Genomic DNA, 236 nt, shown 5'->3' with positions numbered 1-236 from the left:
CCCTCGCGCGGGCCGCCCGGCCGCTGCGCCGGGACGGCGTCCCGCCCGACCTGGCCGCCCACGCGGACGGGCTCGTGCTCTGGTCGGTGCCCGAGATCGCCCGCACCGTGCACGAGGTCCGGGACGCGGGGCGCGCCCGCGGGGTCGAGAGCGACCCGCGGGTGTGGGTCACCCCGGGGCTGCTGGGGGTGGTCGGCCCCGCGCGGGCCCTGGGCGGGGGGGCGGGCGCGGCCGGC

1 pseudogene is annotated in these 236 nt (G+C 84.7%); it reads left to right on the top strand.

Annotated features, from left to right (window positions below):
- Nucleotides 1-236, top strand: a pseudogene (locus KVT14_RS21415) (energy-coupling factor transporter transmembrane protein EcfT); the annotation flags it as partial.

The organism is Cellulomonas sp. GbtcB1 (assembly GCF_019091725.1).
In the GTDB taxonomy this organism is placed as follows: Bacteria; Actinomycetota; Actinomycetes; order Actinomycetales; family Cellulomonadaceae; genus Cellulomonas.
The sequence above is the reverse complement of the archived record's forward strand: the minus strand, read 5'-3'. Positions and strand labels throughout refer to the sequence as shown.